Source organism: Pseudoalteromonas phenolica (assembly GCF_005876835.1).
GTDB classification, from domain to species: Bacteria; Pseudomonadota; Gammaproteobacteria; order Enterobacterales; family Alteromonadaceae; genus Pseudoalteromonas; species Pseudoalteromonas phenolica_B.
The window spans coordinates 57,062-76,287 of sequence record NZ_PPSW01000014.1 but is presented as its reverse complement, the minus strand read 5'-3'; the positions used below and the strand labels follow the sequence as shown (position 1 = coordinate 76,287).

At 39.1% G+C, this 19,226-nt stretch carries 19 protein-coding genes and 1 tRNA gene; all 20 read left to right on the top strand.

The annotated features are described in order from the left end of the window. Positions 1 to 71 precede the first annotated feature (71 nt). On the top strand, positions 72 to 1,100 hold the full coding sequence (locus tag C1E24_RS09810) for a methionine synthase (RefSeq protein WP_138480971.1): 1,029 nt from the start codon (positions 72 to 74) through the stop codon (positions 1,098 to 1,100). 524 nt (positions 1,101 to 1,624) lie between these two features. Next, positions 1,625 to 2,152, top strand: a complete 528-nt coding sequence (gene rppH, locus C1E24_RS09805) for an RNA pyrophosphohydrolase (protein WP_138480969.1) — start codon at positions 1,625 to 1,627, stop codon at positions 2,150 to 2,152. A gap of 15 nt (positions 2,153 to 2,167) precedes the next feature. After that, on the top strand, positions 2,168 to 4,441 hold the full coding sequence (gene ptsP, locus C1E24_RS09800) for a phosphoenolpyruvate--protein phosphotransferase (protein ID WP_138480967.1): 2,274 nt from the start codon (positions 2,168 to 2,170) through the stop codon (positions 4,439 to 4,441). Between the two features lie 84 nt (positions 4,442 to 4,525). Further along, a complete protein-coding gene (locus C1E24_RS09795) occupies positions 4,526 to 5,338 on the top strand; it encodes a sulfite exporter TauE/SafE family protein (RefSeq protein WP_138480965.1) in 813 nt (270 codons plus the stop codon). A 9-nt stretch (positions 5,339 to 5,347) separates the two neighbouring features. Then, on the top strand, positions 5,348 to 6,136 hold the full coding sequence (gene lgt / locus C1E24_RS09790) for a prolipoprotein diacylglyceryl transferase (RefSeq protein ID WP_138480964.1): 789 nt from the start codon (positions 5,348 to 5,350) through the stop codon (positions 6,134 to 6,136). A 15-nt stretch (positions 6,137 to 6,151) separates the two neighbouring features. Further along, positions 6,152 to 6,985, top strand: coding sequence for a thymidylate synthase (locus tag C1E24_RS09785; RefSeq protein ID WP_138480962.1), 834 nt, complete (start codon positions 6,152 to 6,154; stop codon positions 6,983 to 6,985). Positions 6,986 to 7,625: 640 nt separating this feature from the next. Continuing rightward, positions 7,626 to 7,844 (top strand): hypothetical protein, encoded by a 219-nt coding sequence (locus tag C1E24_RS09780; protein ID WP_138480960.1) that lies wholly within the window; start codon positions 7,626 to 7,628, stop codon positions 7,842 to 7,844. A gap of 379 nt (positions 7,845 to 8,223) precedes the next feature. After that, positions 8,224 to 8,526 (top strand): hypothetical protein, encoded by a 303-nt coding sequence (locus C1E24_RS09775; protein WP_138480958.1) that lies wholly within the window; start codon positions 8,224 to 8,226, stop codon positions 8,524 to 8,526. A 386-nt stretch (positions 8,527 to 8,912) separates the two neighbouring features. Then, positions 8,913 to 9,476 (top strand): hypothetical protein, encoded by a 564-nt coding sequence (locus C1E24_RS09770; protein ID WP_138480956.1) that lies wholly within the window; start codon positions 8,913 to 8,915, stop codon positions 9,474 to 9,476. Positions 9,477 to 9,646: 170 nt separating this feature from the next. Next, positions 9,647 to 10,267, top strand: a complete 621-nt coding sequence (locus tag C1E24_RS09765; RefSeq protein WP_138480954.1) for a hypothetical protein — start codon at positions 9,647 to 9,649, stop codon at positions 10,265 to 10,267. A 14-nt stretch (positions 10,268 to 10,281) separates the two neighbouring features. Then, positions 10,282 to 10,716: a DUF4402 domain-containing protein gene (locus C1E24_RS09760; RefSeq protein WP_138480952.1), complete on the top strand. Its 435-nt coding sequence runs from the start codon at positions 10,282 to 10,284 to the stop codon at positions 10,714 to 10,716. 100 nt (positions 10,717 to 10,816) lie between these two features. After that, complete coding sequence (locus C1E24_RS09755; protein ID WP_171040855.1) at positions 10,817 to 11,536, top strand: fimbria/pilus periplasmic chaperone; 720 nt, start codon at positions 10,817 to 10,819, stop codon at positions 11,534 to 11,536. Between the two features lie 50 nt (positions 11,537 to 11,586). Continuing rightward, positions 11,587 to 14,466, top strand: a complete 2,880-nt coding sequence (locus C1E24_RS09750; protein WP_138480948.1) for a carboxypeptidase-like regulatory domain-containing protein — start codon at positions 11,587 to 11,589, stop codon at positions 14,464 to 14,466. Next, on the top strand, positions 14,447 to 15,232 hold the full coding sequence (locus tag C1E24_RS09745) for an SPOR domain-containing protein (protein ID WP_138480946.1): 786 nt from the start codon (positions 14,447 to 14,449) through the stop codon (positions 15,230 to 15,232). The genes C1E24_RS09750 and C1E24_RS09745 overlap by 20 nt, the downstream gene beginning before the upstream one ends. Positions 15,233 to 15,286: 54 nt before the next feature. Further along, the gene (locus tag C1E24_RS09740) at positions 15,287 to 15,910 is read left to right on the top strand and encodes a FlgO family outer membrane protein (protein WP_138480944.1); all 624 of its coding nucleotides are present in this window, start codon (positions 15,287 to 15,289) and stop codon (positions 15,908 to 15,910) included. A gap of 13 nt (positions 15,911 to 15,923) precedes the next feature. Beyond that, complete coding sequence (locus C1E24_RS09735; RefSeq protein ID WP_138480942.1) at positions 15,924 to 16,598, top strand: FlgO family outer membrane protein; 675 nt, start codon at positions 15,924 to 15,926, stop codon at positions 16,596 to 16,598. Between the two features lie 9 nt (positions 16,599 to 16,607). Further along, positions 16,608 to 17,270 carry a FlgO family outer membrane protein gene (locus C1E24_RS09730; RefSeq protein ID WP_138480940.1) on the top strand — a complete coding sequence of 221 codons (663 nt, stop codon included), beginning with the start codon at positions 16,608 to 16,610 and terminating at the stop codon, positions 17,268 to 17,270. A gap of 94 nt (positions 17,271 to 17,364) precedes the next feature. Next, positions 17,365 to 17,439, top strand: a tRNA-Arg gene (locus C1E24_RS09725). A gap of 75 nt (positions 17,440 to 17,514) precedes the next feature. Next, positions 17,515 to 18,099: an ABC transporter ATP-binding protein gene (locus C1E24_RS09720; RefSeq protein WP_138480938.1), complete on the top strand. Its 585-nt coding sequence runs from the start codon at positions 17,515 to 17,517 to the stop codon at positions 18,097 to 18,099. Between the two features lie 5 nt (positions 18,100 to 18,104). Beyond that, positions 18,105 to 19,178 carry a DUF6136 family protein gene (locus tag C1E24_RS09715; protein ID WP_138480937.1) on the top strand — a complete coding sequence of 358 codons (1,074 nt, stop codon included), beginning with the start codon at positions 18,105 to 18,107 and terminating at the stop codon, positions 19,176 to 19,178. The last annotated feature ends 48 nt before the right edge of the window (positions 19,179 to 19,226 follow it).

The following is a 19,226-nucleotide window of genomic DNA, read 5'->3' as shown; positions in this document are numbered from 1 at the left end:
GCTTAAAAAAATAACGACCTTACACATAGGTAAGGTCGAGTGCTTAATCACCCTAGAAAAGAATTAGTAAAATGAAAACATTATTACCGACATCAACAGCTGGCAGCTTGCCAAAACCATCATGGTTAGCACAACCAGAAGTGCTTTGGTCACCATGGAAGTTATCAGGACAAGAATTAATTGATGGCAAACACGATGCATTACGTGTGTCATTACAAGAACAGTATCAAACTGGCTTAGACATTGTCAGCGATGGTGAGCAAACAAGGCAACACTTTGTAACGACCTTTATTGAGCATCTTGATGGTGTTGATTTTGAAAACCGCCGCACAGTTAAAATCCGTGACCGTTATGATGCCAGTGTGCCGACGGTTTATGGGCCTGTTTCACGTCAAAAGCCTGTATTTGTAGAAGACGCAAAGTTCTTACGTGCGCAAACAGATAAGCCGATTAAATGGGCATTGCCGGGACCTATGACAATGGTTGATACTTTATATGATGACCATTATAAAAGTCGCGAAAAATTGGCTTGGGAATTTGCTGTGATCCTTAACCAAGAGGCCAAAGAACTAGAAGCGGCTGGTGTCGATATTATCCAGTTTGATGAGCCTGCGTTTAATGTTTTCTTTGAAGAAGTAAATGAATGGGGCATTAAATGTCTAGAACGTGCCATTGAAGGCTTAAACTGTGAAACGGCAGTTCATATTTGTTATGGCTATGGCATTAAAGCCAACACTGATTGGAAGAAAACTCTGGGTTCAGAGTGGCGTCAATATGAAGAGGTATTCCCTAAGCTTCAGCAATCAAACCTAGATATTATCTCTCTTGAATGCCATAACTCTCGAGTGCCAATAGAACTGCTTTCTTTGATCCGCGGAAAAAAAGTCATGGTTGGGGCTATTGATGTGGCAACCAATACCATTGAGACACCAGAAGAAGTAGCCAACACATTACGTGAAGCGCTACGTTATGTCGATGCCGACAAACTTTACCCCAGTACAAATTGTGGCTTAGCGCCGCTCGCTAGAGAAGTCGCCAGAGGTAAATTAGCAGCACTTGCCAAAGGTGCTGAAATTGTTCGCAAAGAATTACAAGCATAAATTAATATTCAATATAAAAACCTTTCTCATTTTGTGAGAAAGGTTTTTTAAATTTCTAGTCTAATATACCTCCAAACCTCTTCTTTAAACTCACCAAATAACGCTTGCAACTTGCTGAAAGGTTTGATTTTTAACTTTCATTAGAGGTTTGTTTAAAAAGCGAGCAGTGTTTAAAAGGTGTTTTTTTTTTGATTTCTGCTCAATAAAAAACCGCTTGTTTATACAGTGGTTTGTTCTACTTGGTTGAAATATATAAGTTTTTTTAAGTTTCTTTTTTCCTTGAAGCGCTGCTTTATTTTATGCCTTTGGATAAATACAGTAATATAAACACAGTTATCCACAGAATCTGTGGAGAAAGTGAGTTTTATACAGTATTTTTGTGGATTTAATTTATCAAAATTAAAAGTTGTTCAATTTCAGGGTTAACCTGTGGATAAGGTGGTGGGAAGCTGGAATTATATTTGCTGTAGGCATTAACTTATGGAACAATCAAAAAATATCGACTTAAGAAATGAGGCACTAAGGTGATTGATGCCGAAGGATTTCGTGCCAATGTCGGAATTGTGATCTGCAATAATCAAGGTCAGGTTTTTTGGGCACGACGCTATGGACAACATTCATGGCAATTTCCACAAGGTGGAGTAGACGATGGTGAAACCCCAGAGCAAACCATGTACCGAGAGTTACATGAAGAAGTTGGGTTAAAACCAGAAGATGTTGAGATTGTTGCGAGCTCTAAACATTGGTTAAGGTACAAGCTGCCTAAGCGCTTGATCCGTAAAGATTCAAGCCCAGTTTGTATCGGTCAAAAACAAAAATGGTTTTTATTGAAACTCCGTTGTAAAGATGAAGATGTAGACTTATTACATACGCATCACCCTGAGTTTGATGATTGGCGTTGGGTGAGTTACTGGTACCCGGTTCGTCAAGTGGTGTCTTTTAAGCGTGATGTATATCGCCGAGTGATGAAAGAGTTTGCACCATTTGCAATGCCTTTTAATCGAAAAGAGCATACACCAAAAGAGCAAAATCATTGGCGACATCGCCGTTAAATTAAGGAGAAGATTGTGCTTGCGACATTACGAGCCATTGTTGAAGCGGTGGCGCAACAGCCCACATTAACTGATGCACTTAATCGTTTTGTCGCCATGGTAAAAGAAGCACTCGCCACAGAGTGCTGCTCTATTTATTTCGCTGATTACAGCCAAGATAACTTCATTCTGATGGCCAGTGATGGACTCAACCCTCAGGCAATTGGCAATTTCAGAATAGGTTTTACAGAAGGCCTGGTTGGGTTAGTTGCACAACGCGAAGAGCCTATCAATATTGCCCACGCGCAGTCTCACCCAAGATTCAAACTCTCTCCTGAAGTACATGAAGAAGGCTACAATGCTTTTTTATCAGTGCCGCTTGTTCATCAAAGAAAAGTTATTGGCGTTATTGTTGTACAGCAAAAGCAAGCGCGTTCATTTAGCAACGACGAAGAATCTTTTTTAATTACTTTATCAGCTCAGTTAGCATCTCAACTTGCTAACACCGAAGCAAAATCAATCTTATCTGTTGAAACAACGGCTAAAAAAACGTCAGTGTTAAAAGGGGTGTCGGGTTCTCCTGGCATTGCTTTAGGGCGCGGATTTGTTGTGATCCCAAAGCTTGATTTTGAAAGCATAGATATGCAAAAAAGCGATAATGTGGAGCAACAGAAAAAGCTTTTTGCACAAGCGGTTTCTGCGACAAGGCAAGATTTTCATATTATGGCTTCAACATTCAGTGATTCTATGCCTAAAGAAGCTGTCGCGGTTTTTGAAGTGTATCAGCAATTATTAGATGCTCGGAGCTTAGGTCGACAGGTCGAAGCGCAGCTTGAGCGAGGCTGGAGTGCAAAAAGCGCACTAAAATATGTCATTGAAAGCTTGGTTAGCCAATTTAAAGCCATGTCTGATCCTTATATAAAAGAGCGGGCAATAGACGTAAAAGAAATAGGGTTACGTGTTTTGCAACACCTCATGAGTACAGAGCAAGCCGTTAAATCCTATCCAAAAGATACTATTTTAATTACGCACACATTGACCCCGACCATGTTGGCTGAAGTGCCAAAAGAGCGCTTAAAAGGGGTGATCAGTGTCAATGGCTCTGCAAATTCACACGCTTCTATACTTACCAGAGCCATGGGTATTCCAGCTGTTTGGGGTATTGAAGATATTCCGTTATTACAGTTTGAAAGCAAAGATATCATTCTAGATGCTTATGCTGGGCGAGTTTATATTTCGCCCACGCCTGCGCTTAAAAAAGAATATAAACAGCTCCATATTCAAGAGAGTAAACTACACGATAAATTTGAAGCAGAGCATCACTTAGAAGCAGTAACGCTCGATGGTGAGCATATTAGCTTGTTAGTGAATGCAGGTTTGGATTTATCGACTGAGCAAGAAATTGCCAAATACTGTGATGGGGTTGGTCTATATCGGACAGAAGCTTGGTTTATGCAAAAAGGCCAATTTCCGACGCAAGCAGAACAAGAGCAATGGTACAGAGCAGTATTAACTCGCTATCACCCAGAAAATGTGGTGATGAGAACCCTCGACATTGGTGGTGATAAAGTACTCGACTATTTTAACTTTACGGAAGAAAACCCATTTCTGGGTTGGCGCGGCATCAGGATTTCTTTAGATCATCCTGAGCTGTTGTTAGATCAGCTCAAAGCCATGTTAAAGGCTAATACGGGTTTAGGTAACTTAAAAATTATGTTACCTATGGTGAGTCATACCGAAGAAGTAGATGAAGCACTTAAATTACTCGAGCAAGCTTACTTTGAATTGCAAGAAGAGTGGGCTGATCAATTTATTCAAATCGAGAAACCAGAAATCGGTGTCATGCTTGAAGTACCTTCTAGTATTTATTTACTGCCTGAGTGGGCTGACAAAGTCGACTTTTGCTCGGTCGGTAGTAATGATTTAACCCAATACTTACTGGCGGTTGATAGAAATAATGCGCAAGTAGCCGATCTTTTTGACCCATTCCACCCAAGTGTATTACGAGTACTCAACCAAGTTGCCTCACAATGTCAAAATCTCGAACTGCCTTTTAGCTTATGTGGTGAGTTAGGCGGTGAACCTGAAGGCGCTATTTTATTGATAGCAATGGGTTATCGACGTTTAAGTATGAACATTTCGACGATGAGTAAGGTTAAGTGGGTACTTAGGCGTTTAAAAGTCGCTGACATGGAAGCGCTTTTAAGTGAGTGCTTAAAGCAATCGACCACGAAACAAGTTCACCGTTTACTTAAGAGTTTTATGATTGAGAATGAGTTTAGTGAACTGCTCTACCAATCTAAACACTAACTGTTTGTTCAGGTTTATTTCCGGTGTTTAATCAATTTCAAATCGGGTAAAATAGCGCGCAAATTATAAGAAGAGAATGCGTTCATGAATGACTTGTTACTACTTGTCCTCTACTGTGCCATTTTGGGCAGTGGTGTAGGCTTTTTAGCCGGGTTATTAGGGATAGGTGGTGGCCTTATCATAGTACCTGTATTAAGCGCTATTTTGTTGCATTTCGATGTTCTTCCAGCAGAACAAGTAGTGATTGCAGCGATCGCTACCTCTTTGGCTTCTATTCTATTTACTTCGACGTCTTCGGCTTTAGCTCATCATAAAAATGGTAATGTACCGTGGCAAGTCGCACCTTGGATCATGTCAGGTGTGGCATTCGGGGCTTTAGTGAGTGGCTTTATGGCCTCTCTTCTACCTGAAGCGGTAGTTAGGATTATTTTCTCTGTTTGTGTGGTTCTAATTGCTTTAAAAATGCTCTACAGCAGCAGGAAAACAGCGACACCGCCTTCGAGAGCCTTACCAAATGGCCCTATTTTAACTTTTTTTACCAGTATTACAGGTGGCCTTTCTGCGATGATTGGTATCGGAGGGGGGGCGTTACTTGTACCTTTGTTGACGTTTTTCTCAATGGATATGAAAAAAGCCATCGGCTGTGCATCCGCTTGTGGTATCGTAATCGCTTTATTTGGGTCGCTTGGCTATATCAGTGCAGGAAGTAAGCATTTTGAATTGACACAAGGCTTTGCTGGGTTTGTTTATTTACCGGCTCTCATAGGCATAGTCTCAACCTCTTGGTTTATGGCGCCAATAGGCGCAAAGTCGACGCAATATTTACCTGTTTCAACAATAAAAAAAATCTTTGCAGCGCTACTCATGGTTATCGCTGCCAACATGATTGTTAATTAAGGAAAGGCTATGGAGTTTCCACAAATTGATCCCATCATTTTTTCGATTGGGCCTTTAAGTATCCGTTGGTACGGACTCATGTATTTAATCGGCTTTGCGTTTGCAATGTGGTTTGGTAAGCGTCAAGCGGCAAAACCAAACTCAGGTTGGAAAACAGAAGAAGTTGATGACTTATTATTTTACGGCATGATAGGTGTGATATTAGGTGGTCGTGTTGGTTATGTGCTTTTCTATCAATTTTCCTATTTATTAGAAAATCCACTTTACCTTTTCAAAATTTGGGAAGGGGGCATGTCGTTCCATGGTGGTGCCTTAGGTGTGATCACCGCCATTTTCATTTTCGCTTGGCGCACTAAACGCTCACCTTTTGCGGTTGGTGATTTCGTTGTACCTCTTGTCCCTGTTGGACTATTGGCAGGCCGTATTGGTAATTTTATCAATGGTGAATTATGGGGCCGTACGACAGACGTACCTTGGGCGATGGTATTCCCAACTGGTGGGCCATTACCGCGTCATCCATCGCAATTATACGAAGCTTTCTTCGAAGGCCTAGTGTTATTTATTATGCTCATCTGGTTTGCTAAAAAGCCACGTCCTTCGGGCAGTGTCGCTGGCTTATTCTTATTCGGATATGGCTTCTTCAGATTCTGTATCGAATATTTCCGCGAACCTGATGCCCATATTGGTTTATATGGCGGCCTGATTTCACAAGGTCAAATTCTATCAATGCCAATGATCATTGCAGGCCTTGGTATTATGATTTGGGCATATAAAACCCAACCTGTTGCACAAAAGTAAGAGTTATAAAACGCTATGAAACAATATTTAGAGTTAATGCGCCATGTCAAAGAGAATGGCACTAAAAAAGAAGATAGAACAGGCACAGGCACAATCAGTGTGTTTGGCTATCAGATGCGTTTTAATCTTCAAGAAGGCTTTCCGTTAGTCACCACAAAAAAATGTCACTTACGTTCAATTATTCATGAGTTACTTTGGTTCTTGAATGGTGAGACAAATATCCAATATTTAAAAGATAATGGCGTAAGTATTTGGGATGGTTGGGCAACGGAAGAAGGCGAGCTTGGCCCTGTGTATGGTGCTCAATGGCGTTCGTGGACTGGCCCAAATGGCGAAGTAGTTGACCAGATTAAAGAGCTAATAGATCAAATTAAAACAAACCCAGATTCACGTCGTTTGATAGTAAGTGCTTGGAACCCTGCGTTATTGCCTGATACTCAGTACTCACCAAGTGAAAATGCGGCTATGGGTAAACAAGCGCTGCCGCCATGTCATACATTGTTCCAATTTTATGTTTTAGACGGCAAGCTATCGTGTCAGCTTTATCAACGCAGCGCTGATATTTTCTTAGGTGTGCCATTTAACATCGCAAGCTATGCGCTGTTAACCATGATGATTGCTCAGGTGTGTGATCTAGAAGTTGGTGACTTTATCCATACTTTCGGTGATGCACACTTATATCTTAATCATTTAGAGCAGGTTGATGAGCAATTAAGCCGTACGCCTTTCCCTAAACCGACAATGAAAATTAACCCAGAAGTGAAAGACATTTTTGGCTTCAAGTTTGATGACTTCGAGTTAGTTGATTACCAAGCGCACCCGCATATCAAAGCGCCAGTTTCTATTTAAAATAATAAAGCTAGGGTTACAATACCCTAGCTTTATTATTTAAACCATTGAAAGTACCTCAAAGTAAAGTCTACAAAACTTCTTAATTATCTATTTCAAAGAAACATACCCCTTAGAATTTAAAACGCTTATTTTTAATAAATGACAATAATGATTTTGTTTAATTAATCTGTATTTTTTATTTGTTAAAAATTACGAAATAATTTTTTTATTTATCTTAAATGTCTAATTTTTATTTTTAAAGCTCATCTTGTGAATATTTCATATTGTTTTAAAGTGTATTAATTTCAAAGGTTTACTTTTTTATTTTAGGCTTTATAACTATTATTTAAGATTTTATTTAAATGCTAGTTTGACGTTTTTGTTACACCATTCTACCTTTTGATTATTCAAGAAAAAGATTTTTATAATGTTACTTTATTCTTGGCTTTATAGTTATTTATGACTTTTGAGGAAAGTAGTTATTTTTTAAAAATGGATTTTCTTTGCTCGTTAAATTTTAGCGAGTCTAGGAGAAGGGAGGCTAGTTTTAGTCAGCTTGGAGTGAAACTAAAACTAGCCAAATTAAACGCTATTAAATAAGGATAGCACTTAACTGTTCCGAGACTGTCAGAAATCTCGGGTATACGGAGTATATACTATGCGTGAATTAAATATGAAAGAAGTTGAACAAGTAAGCGGTGGAGATGCACTAAAAGGTTTTAACTGGGGAGCTGCTTTAGGGACTGTTGGAGGCGCAGCGCTAACTGGGTCATCAATTGGGGCCAGCCGAGGAGGGTTTATTGGGGGAGCTTTGGGTTTTTCTTTTGGTGTAGGCTGGGGGATTGGTTCGGCAATATATACACACATAATTAGGTAAATTTAGAAGTGGGCTGCTTTAATAAGCAGTCCACTCGTAGGAGTTTGTAATATGAAACAAAAAACACTTGTTAGGATCGCTTGCTTTACTTCATTTTTAAATCTTTTTTTAGGGTTTTATCTATATTCAGCTAATTTTAAGCTATCAATAGTACTGTTCTCAGGGAGTATATTTTCTTTATTTCTAATGGATAATCCAAAGTTGTTATTATGTAAGAGTATAAAAGAGATTGATGAGCTTATTATTCATGCTAAGAGTAAAATGTATTTATTTTTACCTATCTCTATTTGTGTGTTAATGTTTTTATTTGAATTATACTCTTTGATAAATTGATTTTTATTGGTGTTTAAATGCTATTACCAGGGGCTTGGGGTTTTATATGAAAATACATTGTCCGAAATGTAACGCTGAAATGAGCCAAAAGAAAATCGATAAGTTAAAGAAACAAGAAGTTATTCTATGTAGAGGTTGTTCTACTTACCTAAGAATACATAGGAAGAGCATACCTTTTATTATGTCAATAATTGGTGGTGTAGTCGGTGTTTACGGTGCCAGTAGAGGGTTTGAAGCAGTAGAACTTACCGTATTTATGTCTATATTTTCATTGTTTTTTTATTTTATATTTACCCGTTTTATTGGGGTTTATTACAAGTTGGAAGAAGTTGATAGTAATGATGCTTGACTTTTTAGGGGGTTGTAAATGTCTGCTGATATGATGAGTTTTAAGAGTGGAGAACTATACTGTTTATTCTTTTTTATTTGCTTTAGTGGTTTTGGTTTTAATTATTTCGATAAAAAACAAAAAAGTTAAATTTATAGTTGCATTACCATTTATGTTGGTTGGCGCAGTGAGTATTTTTGATCGAGTAACTAATTACTTTAGTTAATCAAAGAATAAGTGAAATTTAGTGTGCCATACCCCAGTTTAGGTTGGCACATTTTCATTTCTATCTTAATATGACTTAGCAGTTGAAGTTATATTCTGCTTAACACGATCTCTAGAATCAGACGCTTTGTCATTGTAAAATATCAAGGGATTTAATTTTTTGTCTGATCTTAAGAGGTTTTATGCTGAAACACATTGCGTTACTTGTTATTTTTTGTGTTTTAGTTGCTTGTACAAGCCCTCAGAGCTCATCTGTTTCAATAACTCAATCAAATAAAAAGACTGCTGATGATGCCTTTTTAATAGAGCTTCAGAACAACAAAGAAGAACTAAAGCGTTTGGTTTCTATGGAACAAGATCTTAAAGTTTTGATTGCTGCGTTATCTGAACAAAGTGATTTACAAAACCTTCCGGCTTCTTTGCGTATTAAACCAAAAATTGAACAACACAAGATAGATAAAAGTCTTCATTTGAAAACTTCTCAAACAAAAGAAGCGCATGGGTTCAAGCTAAGCTTACAGCCTGTATTCAGTGAAAGCAGTGCCCAGGCTCAACTTACCAAGGTTTATGCACGCTTACCTAAATTAGATACTTTTTTATCAAGTGCAATATTAGAACAGACTCATCGATTACAAAGTAGATTTGTGCCGTCATTAAAGATTGTAAAAAATAGAGATGATGCAAATAAGCTATGTGCCCTTATTAATAACATCGGCGTATTGTGCACAGTTGAAGAAAGTAGATAATAAACAAAAGTATTAGCTTTGAATAAAGGTACATTTTTAAAACTATTGATGTGTCTCAAACAATTACCTTGATTCTATATGATGGTTAAGAATTATTTGGGATAATAAAATATCAAATGATTTAAAGTTGATGTCTTGAAGGCGCTCGCATTTTTATTAAGGACACTGTTATGACAAAAAATCTACTTACTTTATCTCTAGGGATAGCCTTATCTACTTTTACCATATCTTCTTTGGCGAGTTCGCAAACTCAAAATGTTGAAGCAAAAATAACTGTTAAAAATACATTTAAGCTTGAAGTAAAGCAGTCGTTTGATTTTGGTACGGTGAGAGCAGTGTCAAAGGCAGCTTCTAAGGCTGCGTTGAGTATACCTGCAAACCCGAATTTACAATTAACGACAACTGCTGCCGGCGGTTCTGATCCGGCAATTATGGATATTTTAGATTCAACGTCTGCACAACCTGCTCAGCTTTCTATTGCAGAGGCAACAAAATACACGCCTTTAACGATTGAGCTTCCGGATGTGGGTACTACCCCCGCAGAACTTGCTGCACAAAATGGCCCGAGTACAACTCCAGTATTTAAGATCACCGCATTTACGCTTTATGCCACAGTGGGGCAAAACGCCAACCAAAATATCGCAATAACAGCGAACCAAGGCACAATCACCACAGATGGTTCTGGAAATGCAGAATTTAATCTGGGCGCTACTCTGACGACGGATGATATCGATGGTGAATATATAGATGATGAATATACAGGTAGCGTAAGCGTTACAGTAAGTTATTAAACTAGGTTCAGTCATTGATTAGAAGTATATTAGTACTTTTTTTAGTGAGCACTTCAGTATTCGCTGATGTGCTTGAACCTCTTGATTTTGGCACTGTAGTTGTCGCAAGTAATGACAGAGTGAGTACCCTTAAACTACCAACCAATAGTGCTATGTCATCAACCAATGACATACATATTATGGAAAGGGGGCATCCTGCAAGACTTGTCTTCGAGGCATTACCAGCTAACACTTTAATTAGTTTTAGTAGCTCAAATATGAATTATGAGTTAAAGGGGAGTGTGGCATCATTTTCTATTAACCAACTACTATTCAAGCCTACGGTTCAGACTAACGCATATGGTGAGATTGAGCTGGTTATCGGCGCAATTTTACAAACCTCCGGGGACGGAGCTGTATATAATGATGGAGAGTATCAAGGCTCTGTCAGTATTGAACTCTCATACTAATTTTCTCGATTTTAAGGCTACCACCTTGTTTAGATACCTTTCTGCTTTATTTATATTTTTAGCATGCCTTTCATCTTCGTTTGCTGCGAGTGCAAATATTTTGATTTCACCCACGAGAGTTGCTTTTGAAGAAAGACAAAGAGCAGAGCGATTAATTGTGGTGAATAACTCAGATAAAGTGCAGAGCTACCGATTATCTTGGCAAGAAAGAGCCGCATTGTCTGAGGGGGGTTATAGAGACCTAGAAGGTATCCATGATAAATCTTTAAGTTCAATGGTAAGAATGAGCCCAAGCCAAATACGCTTAGCACCAGGTCAAAAACAAATCATTAAACTGTCAGTGCGACGTACTAAAACACTCGCGCCGGGAGAATATCGCTCTCACTTATTATTGAGTGCCTTACCTCTTGAGCAGACATCTTCGGGTGGAAAAGGCATTAATATAGACATACAAGTAAACTATTCATTGCCAATCATTTTACGAGTCGAAAGAGAAACACCTGTTGTTTCATTGACAGGGCTTGACCTGAAGCGAGCAGAAGAAAACGATACACTTAAAATTTCAATGGCAAAGCAAGGTAAATTTAGCAGTTTTGGAAGGGTTGAGGCTTTTTTTACACCTAGCGGAAAAGCTGAAAAACAGCGAATTGGAATCATTGAAAATTACAGTATCCATTCAGAGCTCGAACGCGCTTTATTACCAATGACGCTCCTTAATGGATATCGTTTATCTGGTACTGGCAAGCTTACGCTGAAGTATTCTGGACAAAAAGAATATCAGGGAGAGGTTTTTTTCGAACAGCAAATAGATATTAACTAATCATCATCTCTTTCGTGCGCTTTTATTTGCATTATCTCAGTGTATTGTTATTGGCTTCTTCTGTTTTATCAGTTGAGGCCTCGACTGATGTGCGTGCAGTGATCAGGGTACTGAACTCCATCCAAAATACATTATCGGATACTAAAAACCCCAAACCTAACAAACAAATAGACGCCCAATCAGGAGAGCATATCCCTGTCGGTGAAGTGCTGTTTTTATCAGCAAATTTAAACCAAAACTATATTGGCGAGCTAACGGCGATTAAAAACCCGCATGCGTATTATGTTGAGCTTGAGAGCTTTATAGATTTATTTTCTCTGCCAATATCTTATACAAACAATAAAGCTGAAGGCTGGTTTAAAGATCCTGATAATCGGTTTTTACTTGACGCTGAATCATCTCAGTTAGTGTTTAATAGTGAAAAGCAACAGCTTGGGCAGACCGCACTGTTGTTTGAGGGGGGGTCACTTTATGTTGATATTCGCCATTTGCAAACATGGTTTGATTTTGAATTAAGCACAGACTATGTTCAGCAGTCTTTAACAATCCAAGGTAAAGGCTATTTTCCTGTTGAACAAGCACTAGCTAGACAAGCTCAGCAAATTAACACTACGTCTTCGCAAGGTGGTGCTTTATTTCCAGAGATTGTTAGCAGTTACCAAGCCTTATCAACTCCTTTATTCGATTTAAATACACGTTATCGATATTCTGATAATGATCACTTATTAAGCTATGCACTGACAGGTTCAAACGAATTAGCTTATTTACGGTCGGAATACTTCCTATCTGGGGAAAGTGGCGATCTACTTCAAGACTCAAGGCTTACCTTTAGTCGTCAATCTCCACAAGGTGCACTTTTTGGCTTGAATGCCAGTGAAATTAAGTTTGGTGATATTCAACCTATTTTATTTGGCGAGCGCGCAATTGGTAGTTTATCGCAAGGGGTGAGCTTAACGAATGCTCCGCTGCTAGCTAAAACGAGCTCAGGGCGTGTGTCAATTAATGGAGTTGCAGACGATGGCTGGGACATAGAGCTGTATCAGAATGGCATCTTGATAGATCAAAAACTCGATATTCAAGCTGGGGTATTTTTTTTCGACAATATTGAACTCCTGTTCGGTGAAAATATTTTTGACGTCGTTAAGTATGGGACCGAAGGCCAAGTTGAAAAATACACTGAGCGCTATTTCAGTGAGGGTGTAGAAGAGGTAGGGCAAAGCACCTATGCTATTTCAATCAATAGAGATGGCAAGCGTGTTTTAAGTGATACACAAAATGGTTTTGATGTTGGTGAAGTCAGGCTCTCAGGTCGTTTCGAACATATTTTCTCTCATCAATTAAGTGCCTATGTCGGGGCTTCAAAATTTACCGAAGAGGCAAAAGCAACTCAGGAATTTGCGTCAGGGTTAAGTTATAAACCTAATGGAAAGATGTTGTTCAATTTGTCACATCAAGGTCGTAACTCTGAAAATTATTTGAGTGAAGCCACAGCTAGGTTGTTAGTATCAGAGCAACGCCTTAGATTCGCATTAAGCAGAGAACGTTTTTCTGAGGTCGCTGTGAATACGCTTAAGGCGACCCTTGCTGGTGATATTTATAAAAAACAGCGCACACGATTAAACTATTTAACTAGTCTTGAAGTGACAAATACGAATGGAATACGCGCATCTCGGTTGAGTCATGATCTTAACTATCGCTTTTCAAAATACGCTTTGGGCAATCAATTTGACTGGTATTGGCAAGGTACAGATGAGTATGGCTCTGGGAGCTTAAACTTTAAAGCTAATTTAAGGAGGTCATATGTCAGGTTTAACCTTGGTTATTATATTTACCCAGAGCTGAAAGTAAGTGATTACTCAGCTGATTTTATCCGCAGCTTTAATAATACCTTAAGAGGGCAACTCAGGTTTAAGCGTGCCCTTGATTCGGGCCTCGAAAGTACCGAACTTGGGCTTAACTTCTCTTTTGATGATTTTATTTTAAACACGTCAGCGCAATACGACAGTGATGACGATTGGCAACTACAACTTTCAACTAGGTTTAGCTTTGGTTATAACCAAATGAATGAACAGTTTTTTGGTTCTAAGCAAAGACTCTCAAATAAAGGCACCATTATTGTAAGAGTCTTCTTCGATGAAAATGACAATGGCATTTTTGATAGTACAGAAGCGCCTTTAGAAAATGTTACTGTAAGAGCCATACAGTCGTATCGAAAAGCAAAAACAGATGAGCGAGGCGTGGCTGTTTTAGCTGGTGTTATGGCAAATCGTCGCACTGATATTGAAGTCGTCGAAACCAGTTTTTCAGATCCTTTCATGTTGCCAGCTGATGAAGGTTACTCTCTTACACCAAGGGCTGGGGCAATGGAGTCATTAGATATTCCAGTCGTTTATTCCGGTGAAATTGAAGGTGTTTTATATCATGAGAATGGCAAACCGATTGTACACACTAAGCTTCAATTAAAAGATAAGCATAAAACAGTCGTGGCTGAAACGATATCTGAGTTTGATGGCTATTACTTGTTTACAGATCTTAGGCCAGGAGAGTACGACATCTTTGTTGATGAACATAAGTTAGACACAAAGCAGCTAGGGTATAACACGCAAGCAAAAGTGACATTGTCACCTCGTGGTGATGTTCTTTCTGACGTTAATATTCAGCTCAAAAATTTACAGCGCTATTCAGGTTATGTTGCAGTCGTTGGTCAGTTCAATAATTTAGATATTTTGAAGGCGTACTGGCAGCTTGTGAAAAATAAATGGCGCAACATTCTGGGTGTTTCGCCGTTCTTTATAAAACAAAACGATGGTGCATGGCTGTTGTCTGTTTCATATGATTCTGACGATAAAGATAAAATCACCGCACTGTGCGTTGATGCAGTAAGTAAAGGGTTACCTTGTGAGGTTAAATATGTTCAGTTCACACAATAATAAATCACAAATAAAGGCATGCTTCTTACTTTTAGTGTGTGTAATTACGCTTAATGGCTGTGCTTCAATGTCCAAAGAGCAGCAAGCAAGCTCAAACGGTCAAACAGTCACTTTAACTCAGCAGGAGTATTTGCAACTAAAAGAAATGGCTCGACAATGGAAAGAAAACAAGGCTGGCATAGACCGCTTACTCGCCTATGAGCAAACTTTGGGTGTGTTAGTGCGTGATTTAAATCGCCTTGTTGCAAATAATGATAAAGCAAACATCACTTTGGCCGATAATAACCCACACAAGCAAGGTAAAAGTGAAGAGTCTGCGGATAAGCCAAACAGCACACTTATTTCGCAAGTGCCACTTAAAGACAAAAAAGAAGAGGTCGTTATTTCTCTCTTTAAGGCAGATAAACCGGTTCAAGAACATGCATTGGCTTCCGCTCAGCCTGCTTTGGATACAGTTGAGACTCAGGAACCGAGCAGTAACTTATCAACTGCAAAATATTCAGTGCAGGTTGCATCGGTAAAAAGCAGACAAAAAGCAAAACAAGTGTATAAAACATTGAGAGTAAAGCTAGCGAATTCTGACCAAGAAATACAAGAAGTGAGACTTGAGCCTAAACAAATTGGTCAGCAACAATTTTATCGACTCAAATTTGGTGCGTTTGCAACAAAAGAACAAGCGCAAGCAGTATGTTCGCAATGGCAAAAATATCAAGTGAGTTGTTTTGTTTCACAGTTTGGCGGCCTTAATCAACGAGACTGGCTGTAGTTTGTTGTGGCGTGATTCTTGCTTTTACAAAGAAAAGAGTTATGCGGAGTTGTCATGCGCCTGTGTATATTAGCCCTGATCACGTTATTAAGCGGCTGCCAGTTATTAAATGAGATTAAAAGAGAAGAAGAACTTGCTAACCCCAAAGGAGTAGAGGGGTCTTTACCTATGGAGGTAAAGGGCATGTCTAGTTTCTCACTCCATCAATACACCAGTAACTTAGCTTCGCAGTTATATCGAGGTGAGGCAGGCAGACTGAGAAATGCCAGCATTGCCGTAATGAGTTTCACTATGGCAACTGAGCTGGGGCAAAAAACTGCCGTTCAGCAAAGTAGTGGTCTGAGTCAGCAAATTCAAGAAAGTCTGATAACTCAAATGACGCAATTGGGTTACAGCATGGTTGAGCATAGACTGAGTAATTCAATCACAGTCAGTGAACATCATGAAGATATGCTGACTCGAGATCTCAATAGCCTTCGATCTCGTCAAAACATTGACTACGTGATCCTTGGCACGATCACACGACAAGAGCATGCAAATATGATTAATGCACGATTGGTTAACGTGCTTAACGGGCAAGTGATATCAGCAGCTTTTACCGAGGTGCCGATTAATGTCATGTGGACAGACGAAAAAGTACAAATGCGCAACGACAAACTATACCGAGCAGAGTATTAATTAGGAGCAGAACATGAAAGCACTGTTAACATCATTATTAGCATTATCTGTTGTGGGCTGCGCTGCAATGCAAGAGAGTTATGAAAGTAATGCGCAAACTATCCATTCGAGTAAAGTTACGCGCAGTATTCAGTCACCTCTCAATACCAATCAGTTTTTCCAAGCAGAAGCACCGGATCAAAAGCAAATGTTTGGCGCTCACAATGGCCCTAAGAAAAATATTAACCATTATGTTCGCGGAATGATGCAAGACTTAGCGTCGAACTTAAAATACGTAAATCAAAATACGCCGTTGGCTGTTGCCAGTTTTGTATTTTTGGATGATAAGTACGACGAGGGTACGCTACTGGGTAACCAGATCTCAGAAAGCTTTATGCATGAACTTTATCAATACGGCATTCCTGTTATCGACTTCAAAACTACGGGCTACATGCGCGTAACGCCAAAAGGTGATTTCGTGTTCAGTCGTGATTATCTAGAGCTAGATGAAGAGCAAAACTTCCAGTATGTGATGGCAGGCACTCTAGTCAATCATAAAGGGGGTGTATTAGTTAACGTCCGTGTGGTTGGTTTGCAAAGTAAAGCTGTTGTGGGTTCAGCGCAAGGTTTAATACCTCAAACCGTATTAGATGCACTAGGTAGTAGCGAGCGCACTGACGGTATTATGCTGAAATCGAGCGCGCGATAGGGGGCCTTTATGAAATCTTTGACTTTGCTTTCAGTGCCAATTGCATCATTTATGCTATCTGGCTGTAGTTTATTAATGGGTCAGCCAACAATGAGCCAATCAGTGGTTGTGATGAACGAGCAGTCAATGGCCATTGATGAGATGACTGCTCAAATGCAGCCTGAGCCAGAACTCGAAGAAATGCAGCAAACCAAGCCCGACTATGTACCAATGAACCACTTTGTAAAACTTGACAATTATGTGGAGCAGATGGCCATTGAGTTATCTGATTTACTGAGTGAAACACAGAATATGTCGACAGAACTCGCTGTGGCTTCATTTGTACGTTTAGATGGGTCATTGCAAACCAGTGATCAGTTAGGTAATCAACTTGCTGAAACATTTATGCACCAACTTCACCGTTTTGGTTATCAAGTTGTCGATACTAAACTAATGGATAGCGGACATATTTCTCGTATGGGTGATTATGTGTTTAGCCGAAAGTCTAAAGCAAGGTTTAACTCTGATGATGCAGAATACGTTCTATCAGGCACTATGCTTTATCGTGAGAAAGGAGTGCTAGTGAATGCGCGTGTTATGTCGCTTGAAAGTAAGAAAGTCATCGCGACATCGAGTAAAATGATCCCTTGGTATGTGCTAAGGTCTGAAAACATTTTAGTGTCTTCGCGATAATTTAAATCGCATTTTTGTCGCTTATATTCAATTTAGCAAGTTCTCTAGGCTTGTATCTGAGCGATTAGCTATATATGATAAATATCAATGGCTTGGCCTCTTAGTTAAATGGATATAACGACCCCCTCCTAAGGGGTAGTTACAGGTTCGATTCCTGTAGAGGCTGCCAGTATACTTCTTTTATTCTACCCTTATCTTTATCCCTAAATATGCTACAGTCATGCACTTCAAAAAGGAGTACCGTGTGATTGAAGTAAAAAACCTTACCAAGAGCTTTGCAAATAAAATCGTTTTTCAAAGTTACTCAAGCGCTTTTAATGCAAATAAGCTGTGTATTGAAGCCGAAAATGGCTTGGGGAAAACAACGTTATTTACCATTATTGCTGGCCTCGACCCACATTACAGTGGAGACATTTTATTAGATGGCGAAAAGGTTACGCAATTACAGAATCAGGTTGCTATAGCCTCAGATAAAATCCCTTTTCCTACCTTTTTAACAGCGAAACAAATATTAACGCTCACACAATCTAGTTGGCAATGTGAATGGCCAGATACGCTTTGTGAGATGTTACACTTCAATCAGTTTCTCGATACTAAAGTGGGTGAGCTGTCATCGGGTAATCAAAAGAAACTGCAATTAATTAATGCCATGATGCGTCACTGTGATTATTTAATTTTAGATGAGCCGAGCGCAGCGCTTGATGCCGATAGTGTAAAAGCGTTACTTGCATGGATTGAGCAGTATCAAGGGCAATTAATAATTAGTTGTCATGAGCCAGAACCTTTCGTTGAAATAGGCTTTGATAAACAGCCCTTATTTGCAGAGTAAGCGGTATGAAGCATTACTTTTCATACCGTCATCAGGCGTTTAGTCTTGCCATAAATGAGTTATTTAAACAGCTTCAACAGTTTGTGCTTATGCTCATGACAATGTTTTATATTTTTTTACCAGGACTTATTGCGGGCTTATTTTTTGGCTTAGGTAAAATTGTACAAAGCAGCAGTGAAGTGGTCAGTATGCAAGTCGGTTTGGCATACTTAATTTTTCAGTCCTTATTACTCACGGTGTTAAAACCTGCGATTTTAGACCTAAAACATCGCACTTTTCATACCACATTACTTAAAAATAAGTTTCCGCAAATACTCAGTGATATTTCAGCTTTAATGATGTGCCATCTGTTGTTTGGCTTGAGTGTGTTCTTAATGATATCAATGGGAGCAGACAAGCTAAGTCGTGCACCACATTATATTGCATTTGCCTTTACACAGCTTAGTTTTGCCCTTGTATTAATGTATCGACCTGCGGCCGTTATTTGGGCAAGTACTTTGGCATTTATTGGCTTATTCTTTTTTGAATCAACCTTGATGTTTTTTTTAGCACTTAATGCATTGCTATTCTTCTCGCTTTATTTACCAAAACGGCTTAATTGTTCTTATCAGATAACGATTACGCCTTGGACATTTTGGCTGAGCTATTTTAAAGACAACATTTGGTCACTTACTTGGCGCTTTACTATGAGCGGCCTAGTGTTTTGGGCGGTCTTAATAATAGTGACCGAGCGTTCTGATCTTGTGCATTGGTATGCATTAGGTGGTGCATTAATAAACCAGCTATGGTGGTCAAGTTTATTTATAGAAACGAACCAGCATGTTCGAAAACATCAGCTATTTTGGAGAAGTTTAAATCAGTTCTCGCAAATAAAACGATCTCAGTATGTGTATTTGATTGCGTTATCGAGCATCTTTAATTTGCCAATGCTTTGCCTTTTTTCATCGCATGTGAGTATGTGGGTGAGCTTATTGATCACGCCGCTTGTGCTGGTTTTTTGTAAGAATAGACCGCAATTTATGGCTGTGGTCTGGGCTTCATTGGCAATAAGTTTCATCATGCTAATGGTCATTTTTTAGTATGAATTAATACAATTGAACTGAAGGCCCGAAAGGGCCTTTATTGTT

What these genes read in the sequence shown, in the direction of transcription:
- C1E24_RS09745 (WP_138480946.1), top strand. Translation starts at nt 14,447, where the DNA reads ATGTTCAGTTCACACAATAATAAATCACAAATAAAGGCATGCTTCTTA.
- C1E24_RS09735 (WP_138480942.1), top strand. Translation starts at nt 15,924, where the DNA reads ATGAAAGCACTGTTAACATCATTATTAGCATTATCTGTTGTGGGCTGC.
- C1E24_RS09785 (WP_138480962.1), top strand. Translation starts at nt 6,152, where the DNA reads ATGAAACAATATTTAGAGTTAATGCGCCATGTCAAAGAGAATGGCACT.
- C1E24_RS09780 (WP_138480960.1), top strand. Translation starts at nt 7,626, where the DNA reads ATGCGTGAATTAAATATGAAAGAAGTTGAACAAGTAAGCGGTGGAGAT.
- C1E24_RS09765 (WP_138480954.1), top strand. Translation starts at nt 9,647, where the DNA reads ATGACAAAAAATCTACTTACTTTATCTCTAGGGATAGCCTTATCTACT.
- C1E24_RS09810 (WP_138480971.1), top strand. Translation starts at nt 72, where the DNA reads ATGAAAACATTATTACCGACATCAACAGCTGGCAGCTTGCCAAAACCA.
- C1E24_RS09715 (WP_138480937.1), top strand. Translation starts at nt 18,105, where the DNA reads ATGAAGCATTACTTTTCATACCGTCATCAGGCGTTTAGTCTTGCCATA.
- C1E24_RS09740 (WP_138480944.1), top strand. Translation starts at nt 15,287, where the DNA reads ATGCGCCTGTGTATATTAGCCCTGATCACGTTATTAAGCGGCTGCCAG.
- C1E24_RS09775 (WP_138480958.1), top strand. Translation starts at nt 8,224, where the DNA reads ATGAAAATACATTGTCCGAAATGTAACGCTGAAATGAGCCAAAAGAAA.
- C1E24_RS09770 (WP_138480956.1), top strand. Translation starts at nt 8,913, where the DNA reads ATGCTGAAACACATTGCGTTACTTGTTATTTTTTGTGTTTTAGTTGCT.
- C1E24_RS09795 (WP_138480965.1), top strand. Translation starts at nt 4,526, where the DNA reads ATGAATGACTTGTTACTACTTGTCCTCTACTGTGCCATTTTGGGCAGT.
- lgt (WP_138480964.1), top strand. Translation starts at nt 5,348, where the DNA reads ATGGAGTTTCCACAAATTGATCCCATCATTTTTTCGATTGGGCCTTTA.
- C1E24_RS09730 (WP_138480940.1), top strand. Translation starts at nt 16,608, where the DNA reads ATGAAATCTTTGACTTTGCTTTCAGTGCCAATTGCATCATTTATGCTA.